Source organism: Frankia sp. R82, assembly GCF_023716925.1.
Lineage (GTDB): Bacteria > Actinomycetota > Actinomycetes > Frankiales > Frankiaceae > Frankia.
Genome location: NZ_JAMQQG010000240.1, coordinates 1 through 7,095 on the forward strand (window position 1 = coordinate 1; position 7,095 = coordinate 7,095).

A 7,095-nucleotide genomic window follows, 5' to 3' on the forward strand; every position below is an offset into this window, starting at 1 on the left:
CTTCCACACCCTCCTCCTCACCCCACCACCCCCCTCGACCTCCTCGGCGAATAACACCGGCCAGGCCAGCACTGAAACCCGGAACCGAACCCGGAAACCAGGCCCGAAAGCGGATACTCAGTGCAAGGTGGTGGAAACTGCCTTCTGCCGTGACAGATCTGCATGTACCGGTAGAAGGCGAGGTCCGGGCCACGATCCGACGTCGACGGCCCCGGACCTCGCCTTTTGTGCGCAGGTCGGACGCTTCACGAATAATCGGCCGACACCGCGACGAAACCACGGTATCGTGGCGCATCATCCGGTCTGCACCGTCACCACCTTTCGGCCAAAGGGGTCCCGTGGTCGACCTTGCACGTCTCAGTTTCGGCGCGGCCGCAGCGGAACGCGACGTCCGACGCGGCCTCGACGCGTATTTCATCGAGTCCTCGGCCTACACCCAGATGAGTTCGGGCCTCAAGACAATTCTTGTCGCCAACCGCGGGGCCGGAAAGAGCGCCATCTTCAAGACGATCGCCCACCGCCAGCGGGACGCCGGTGGCCTGGTGATCGAACTTGCCCCGGAGGACTATTCCTACGAGTTCCTCAGTTCCGCGATGACTCGTGAGCTGGACGGCGCGTGGGCCAAGCTGGGAGCCTACGCGACCGCCTGGAAATACCTCCTGCTCGTGCTGATCATGAAAGAGGTGACCCGACGGCACGGCCGGTTGCGGCGCGGCGCCGAAAGCCAAATCTATTCCTACCTTCGGGACAACCACGCCGGTGTGACCGAGGGCCCGTTCGACTCCTTCGTCTCCTATCTCCGCCGCATAGAGTCGGTCAAGGTCGGGCGGTTCGAGGCCGGCATCCGAACCCGGGAACTACAGCATCTGTACAAACTGCAGGAGCTCGACCATCTGATCGCGCCGCTCGTCCGGGTGTGCGAGCGCAGTCGCGTGACCGTGCTGGTGGACGAACTGGACCGGGGCTGGGATTCCTCGGAGGACGCGCAGGCCTTCGTCGCAGGCCTGTTCCAGGCCTGTATGACAATCAATGACCTGTCGCCGAGCATACGAATCTACATGTCGCTGCGCCAGGAGCTCTATGACAGCATTCCCGCGATCTACGACGACGCCCAGAAGTTCCGGGATCTGATCGAGGTGATCTCCTGGGACGAGGAGGGGCTGTGGCGGCTGATCGCCGGACGGATCCGGCACACCGTGGCCGACTGTCACCAGCGCAGCGACGACGACTGCTGGAAGGCGGCCTTCACCCGACCGGCCTGGTCGTTTCGGTACATGACGGACCGCTCGCTGTGCCGACCGCGAGAGATCATCCAGTTCTGCAGCCATGCTCTGGACCACGCCCGCGCGCACAGCCCCAAACGATCGGTCCGGATCACGCCACGGGACATCCTGGCAGTGGAGCCGACCTACTCGGCCGAACGCACGCGTGACATCGCCGCCGAGTACCGCTTCGGATCACCCGGTCTGCTCGGCGTCTTCCAGACGTTCCGCGCCGGTCCCGAGGTGTGGTCCCGCGCGGAGCTGGAACTGTTTCTGCTGGACATGGCGACCGGCTCGGTTGGACTGACCCCCGAGGCCCGGCACTGGATCGACAGTCGGGAACCGGAGTCGCTCCTCGAACTGCTGTGGAACGTCGGCTTTCTCACCCCGGCCGAACCGGCGCCGGGCCGGACCGGCCGGGATGCCCAGGACAGCGCGGACACGAGTGCAGGCGCCGCCGAGGGTGGCATCCGCGGTGACCTCGACGGTCCCTGCGGTCCCGCCGCCGGGACGGGTCCGCCGGGCGAGCCCGGATCGTCCGTGGGTGAAATCGGATACCCCCGGCGGGCCCACCGGCCGAGACCGGCCCCGCACAGCGTCAGCCACTTCGCGATCCATCCGATGTTCCACCGTTTCGTGATGGCGCGCTGACCGCGCGGACGAGAACCGGAAGCCGCCCCACGCGGGCGTCCGAACGGTTTTCACATGGTGCGCTCAACACCATGGTTTCCGGCCGGGCCCGAGGTCTACCGTGGGCGCATGCCATCGGCGGGTCTGGCCTGGCAGACGCTTTCCGACCCAGGAGCACTTGCGCTGGTCGACGCCGAATCCGGCCGCGCCGCCGCTCTCGGGCGCCCGCACCCCACCGACCTGCCGATGGTGCAGATCGTCGACCTCGAACGTCTCACCGGCGGTTGGCTCTCACCGGCGAGCCGGCACCAGTCCGAACGCCATCTGCACGAGCAGGCCGACGCCGACCCCGAACACACGATGCGCGGGCTGTGCTGGCTGATGGCGATGTGGGCCGTTGCCGTGCATCTTCGTACCGGCTGGCAGCCCACCGCCATCGTCGGCAGCCTGCGGATTTCCGGGATCTGGCGGGGCATCGACGCGCCGGAAAGCGAGCGGGTGTGGGAGGCCGTCGCGGAGCGTATTCGAGTCGGCGTCCTCGCCGCGCTCACCGGAGACACCGCTACCGTCATCCGCTTCCAGGAATGCCTTCGCAGCCCGCCCGGCATCACGTCGATCCTGCTGGACTACGCCCTGCGGATGATTTCCGACCTGCACGTGCTGATGCTCGACCACGACATCGACCCACGCGAGATGGCCGGCACCCTCGCGCTTTACACAGTGGATCCGCAGGATCCCAGCACGGCCTGCTTCCGGCCGCTGACCTGAACCGCAGATCCGAAGCCCGGCCGGTTTTCGAGCATCGGCCGGTGTGCCGTGACGACCCCGTCGTTCACAGCACCGTGCGGGTCTTCACCGCGCCTGGATCGCCCAGCGCCTGGTCGGTCAGAAAACTGCGACTGTCGTCCCGGCCGCGCAGCTGCCAGTCCAGAAATGCCACGGTGGCCCGTTGGACCAGCAGTTCGGCGCGCGCCGGGTCGATCATCGGCGGGGAGCAGGTCGCGGCCGCGGTCAGTGCGATCCGTGCGCCCACCTGCGCCGGGACGCTGCGGCCACGCAGCAGGGCGGCCTGGCGGCACACGTCGGTGAACGAGTTGTGGGTGTCGTCGGCGACCGTGACGAGCACCCGCGGGTGTGACGCGGTGAGCTGGCCGAACGCCCGCTCGGCATTCTGGCGCAGCGGAATCGAGGTGTCCCGGGTGCCGCCGAGTAGCAGGGTCGGCACCCGGTTCGCGCCCAGCAGCGCGGCGGGCAGCGGCGAGGTCGCCGCGGACAGCCCCACCGACACCCGTACCCGGGGATCCGGCGGGGCGTCGAGCAGTCCGACGCTGGACACGATCGACGTCAGACCGCCGAACGAGAAGCCGACGGTGGCGATCTGGTCGCGTCGGACCAGATCGTGCACCTGGCAGGACGGGTCGGTCAGCGCATCGAGCACCGCGGACAGGTCCCGGGAACGGTCGACCGCCATCGGAATCTGCGCCTCGGTCTGGTTCGCCGCCGCGTCCAGCAGGGTGTCGCCGCTGTGGTCGGGAGCGGCGACCACATAACCGTGGCTGGCCAGCCCCTCCAGCAGGGTCGCGGCCTGCACGCGGCTGCCGGCGCTGCCATGGGAGAACACCACCAGGGGGAACGGTCCACTCGCCGGGGCGGCATCGGTCACGGCCAGGTTCGAGACCAGTCCGACCGGGCCGACCACCGGGTAGAACGCCGCGTGCCCGGGGACGTCCGGAGCAAGATCCGAGCTGACCGCCGGGCACGACCCCCCGGCCACCGACCACCCGGTGAAATCAGCCGACTCGACGGGACGGACCTGCAGTGCGGCATCAGAGTCCGGGGCGGGGGTCCGTGACCCGAGCCCGAGAGGCCGGACGGCACCGACACCGGCGGGCAGGGCGACGGTGCGGGGCAGGGTGGATCCGGCTGTGCGATCAGGCTGGGCCGGGTACCACAGTGACGTGGTCAGCACCCGTCCCAGGCGGTGCGGGTCGGCGAGGCTGACCGTCCGGTAGCCCACCGGCCAGGATCCTGCCGCCCCCGGATCGGGCCAGACGGGCGCCGCAGCGGTCGAGGAAGCCGGCCGCATGCCGGCGGACGCCGTTGGACGAGGATCGAGCTCGCCCGACGGCTGGGCGGGGCCGAGCAACATCACGATGCCCAGTACAAGGGTTCCCGCGACCATCAGGTGCCACAACCGTGGCGTTCCCGCCGCATTCGGGCGCGGGTCAGCACGTCGCGCTAGTCTCCGAGCCACAGCGAGGACGTTACGCAGCGCAGTGAATGGCCGCTGGGCACACCGTCAGATCGTGCTACCTCGTACGGAATCGACCGGCCAGCCGGAAACGTTCAGTTACCTATCCCTGCTGGCCAGGCCGCCGTAAGCACTGCCCGGTCGGGCACGCCCAGAGTGGGAACCCGGGCCAGCCCGATCAGGCCGCCAGCCGGCGACCGCACCCCGGGACCATCTGGTCCAGCAGGTCCTCGATCTCCTCGATACAGCCGCCACAGCCCGTGCCGGCCTCGCACCGCTCGCCGATCTCGGCGACATCACGGGCACCACGGATGATCGCTTCTCGTAGCGTCCGGTCGGACACCGCAAAACAGGAACAGACGAGCACCGCACCTCACCAGGCCGAGCCGACCGCGCGCCGCGAAGCGCCGACCGGCAGTGGGACGACCCTGCTGGGGATGCCTCACCCACCGGACGTAGAACCCGCCCGTCAGCCCCGTCCGTCCGGACCGAACGACCCCACCGTCCAGACCGAACGACCCCGCCGCGCGGACCGAACATCAGGCCGAACCCAGGAACGAAGGCTTAGCTAAGGCTTCCCTAAAAGCAGGGTGCCACGTGGGGGCGCCACGCGCAAGATGACCAGGTTCCCGCCTGTCCGGGGCGAAGGGTCCCGCCCGGCGACTGCCGGACTGACCAGGCAGACGGTACCTCCGGCCCGGCCCGGCCCGACCGGGCCCGGCGCGCTGTGGCCGGGCCCGGGTGTGCCGCCGCGGTGGGCGGCGCAGCGAAGCTCTAGGCCGTCGGCGGGACGAGGGCGACCGCGGCGTCCGGCTCGGCGACGCGGAATGTGAAGCTCTCCTCCAGGTACAGGTCGACCGTGTCGACGGTGTGCGCGGCATAGCCGATCGAGAGGTCCTGACCCGACTCGAGGACGAAGTCGCCGCCACGCAGGCTCAGCACGACCGCGCCGGTGATCCCCGGTGCCTGCACGACCGGACCGTCCAGGATGTGCTGCAGGTGGGTGAGCAGCAGGTAGCCACCATGTTCGGCGGTCTCGATCACGGCCGTGTAGAGGTCCGGCTCGAGTGCCAGCGCGTACGGCCCACTGATGCCGGCGCGACGCAGCAGGGCGACGGCCTTCGCGACGGTCGGCGGATAGGTGTCGGTGCCGGGCGCCAGGGTGAGCGCCGGATACGACGACGCCTCGGTGATGCCGATCAGGCCCGCCTGCGGGTAGCCGTGGAACACCACCGCGTTCTCGGTGTTGGCGATGCGGCGCACCGCCTCCTGCAACGGCTCCAGGTCGATGTCGTCGGCACCGCGGTCGGCGTCGGCGAGCTGCGCCCGGTCGAGCGTGAACCCGACCCGCAGTTCGATGACCGGCTGCACCTTGCGCACCCGCGCCGACACCCCTGCCGACGGCGGCGACGACAAGGTCTCGACCCGGCCGAGCGGGGTCGCGGAGTACTCCCAGCCGTGCGGTCCGGCGAAGTCGACGACCTTGCGGGCGGCCAGGTTGGTCGTCAGCCGGGCCTTGGCCTCCTCGTCGACCGCCTTCCAGGCGGCGTCCGTCAGCGGGGCGTGGCCGCGCAGCAGATGATTCATGCTCCTACAACACCTTTCAGACTGCCGATACCAAGGGAACCGTCACCGGGCGCCGCCGCCCGCTCGGGTGCGGAGGGAACGTCCGGCAGCAGTGCACCGCTGCCATCCGTGACACTCTCCTCCACCTCCGTGACCGGACCCGTGGTGAACAGATATGTCCGCAGCTGGGTGTCCAGCACGGGATCATGACGCCGCAGCCACTCGAGGGTCATCGCGGCGTGTTCTTTTTCCTCATCCCGGTTGTGTGCCAGCACCTGCGCCAGCTCCGGGTCGGTCGAGGCGTCGTAGCGCTGGTCGTACCAGTCGACGGCCTCCAGCTCCTCCATCAGTGAGACGATCGCCCGGTGGCGGTCGATCGTCTGCGGCGAGAGCCGATCAGGCTGCTCGTGCAGCCCCATACTTGAGTCGCCCATGGCGACTTGCCTACCACGAGCTGGGCCACCCACACCGAATCGGCGTCTGCGCTACCCGTTCGGCCATCTCGGGTCGACTACGAGCCGACGGCCGAGCCGACGGCCGAGCCGGCGATGACCTGACCCCGTTGCGACCGCAACCCGACAGGCACCCGACTCCGACCCGACGGTCGGGCCTGCGGCCGGCGGCGCGGCTCAGGGGGTCGGCGCCGCCATGATCTGGACGCGGCGGTTCGCCGCCCGGCCGGCCCGGGTGCCGTTGTTGCCGACCGGCTCCTGGGCGCCGAAGCCCGCTGCCTGCAGCCGTTCGCGCGGCACTCCACGCCCGACGAGGTAGTCCGCGACGGCCTCGGCCCGCTGCAACGACAGTGCCTGGTTGACGGTGGACGGCCCCGTGCTGTCGGTGTAGCCGCCGACGAGAACGACAACATCGTTGGCCCGCAGTTCCTCGGCGGCCCGGTCCAGCCCGGCGCGGACCGCTGGGTTGAGCGTGGCACCGGACACCGGGAAGGTGATTCCCCTCGCACCGAGTGCCGTCCGCACCGCGGCCAGCACCCTGCTCTGCTCGCCAACGTCGACGCTGCCGGCCGACATGCCGGTGGCCGACGTGCCGGTGGACGACGGGAGCGACAGATGGTTCTGCACCGTCACGCCGGGAACGCTCGACCGGGCCGCCCTGAGCGCCGTGGACTCGAGCTGACGCCCGGCTGCCGGGTCCGCCACCCGGCCGGTGAGCTCCACCGTGGAACCGCGCAGCGCCATGGAATGATCACCCGGGACACCGCGCAGCGCGGCAGCCAGCGCCGGGACCACCCCGAGCGGCGGTTCACCAACCTTCGGGTCGATGGTGATCTGGCCTCGCACGTCCACCCGGCCATTGCCGCGCGCAGTGCCGGCCGGGTCTGCCGCCGGGTCCGCGCCGGCCGGGTCCGCGGCCCGAGCCGCCTTGGCC

Annotated in this window: 7 protein-coding genes; 2 read left to right on the plus strand and 5 right to left on the minus strand. The window is 69.9% G+C overall.

What is annotated here, in order from left to right; genetic code table 11:
- Nucleotides 1-338: 338 nt before the first annotated feature.
- Both ND747_RS19315 and ND747_RS19320 read left to right on the plus strand, forming a co-directional pair.
- Nucleotides 339-1,913, plus strand: coding sequence for a P-loop ATPase, Sll1717 family (locus ND747_RS19315; protein WP_251735182.1), 1,575 nt, complete (start codon nt 339-341; stop codon nt 1,911-1,913).
- A gap of 108 nt (nt 1,914-2,021) precedes the next feature.
- Nucleotides 2,022-2,660 carry a hypothetical protein gene (locus ND747_RS19320; protein ID WP_251735183.1) on the plus strand — a complete coding sequence of 213 codons (639 nt, stop codon included), beginning with the start codon at nt 2,022-2,024 and terminating at the stop codon, nt 2,658-2,660.
- Nucleotides 2,661-2,724: 64 nt separating this feature from the next.
- On the opposite strand, the gene ND747_RS19325 is transcribed toward ND747_RS19320, so the two are convergent.
- From ND747_RS19325 to ND747_RS19345, 5 genes are all read right to left on the minus strand, one after another.
- On the minus strand, nt 2,725-4,074 hold the full coding sequence (locus ND747_RS19325) for a dienelactone hydrolase family protein (protein ID WP_251735184.1): 1,350 nt from the start codon (nt 4,072-4,074) through the stop codon (nt 2,725-2,727).
- A gap of 247 nt (nt 4,075-4,321) precedes the next feature.
- Nucleotides 4,322-4,510 carry a (2Fe-2S)-binding protein gene (locus tag ND747_RS19330; RefSeq protein ID WP_251735185.1) on the minus strand — a complete coding sequence of 63 codons (189 nt, stop codon included), beginning with the start codon at nt 4,508-4,510 and terminating at the stop codon, nt 4,322-4,324.
- 407 nt (nt 4,511-4,917) lie between these two features.
- On the minus strand, nt 4,918-5,730 hold the full coding sequence (locus ND747_RS19335; protein ID WP_251735187.1) for a family 1 encapsulin nanocompartment shell protein: 813 nt from the start codon (nt 5,728-5,730) through the stop codon (nt 4,918-4,920).
- Nucleotides 5,727-6,143 (minus strand): ferritin-like domain-containing protein, encoded by a 417-nt coding sequence (locus tag ND747_RS19340; protein WP_251735189.1) that lies wholly within the window; start codon nt 6,141-6,143, stop codon nt 5,727-5,729. Before ND747_RS19340 ends, ND747_RS19335 begins: the two co-directional genes overlap by 4 nt.
- A gap of 195 nt (nt 6,144-6,338) precedes the next feature.
- The coding region (locus tag ND747_RS19345; RefSeq protein WP_251735191.1) for an OmpA family protein at nt 6,339-7,095 on the minus strand (757 nt) is incomplete at its 5' end.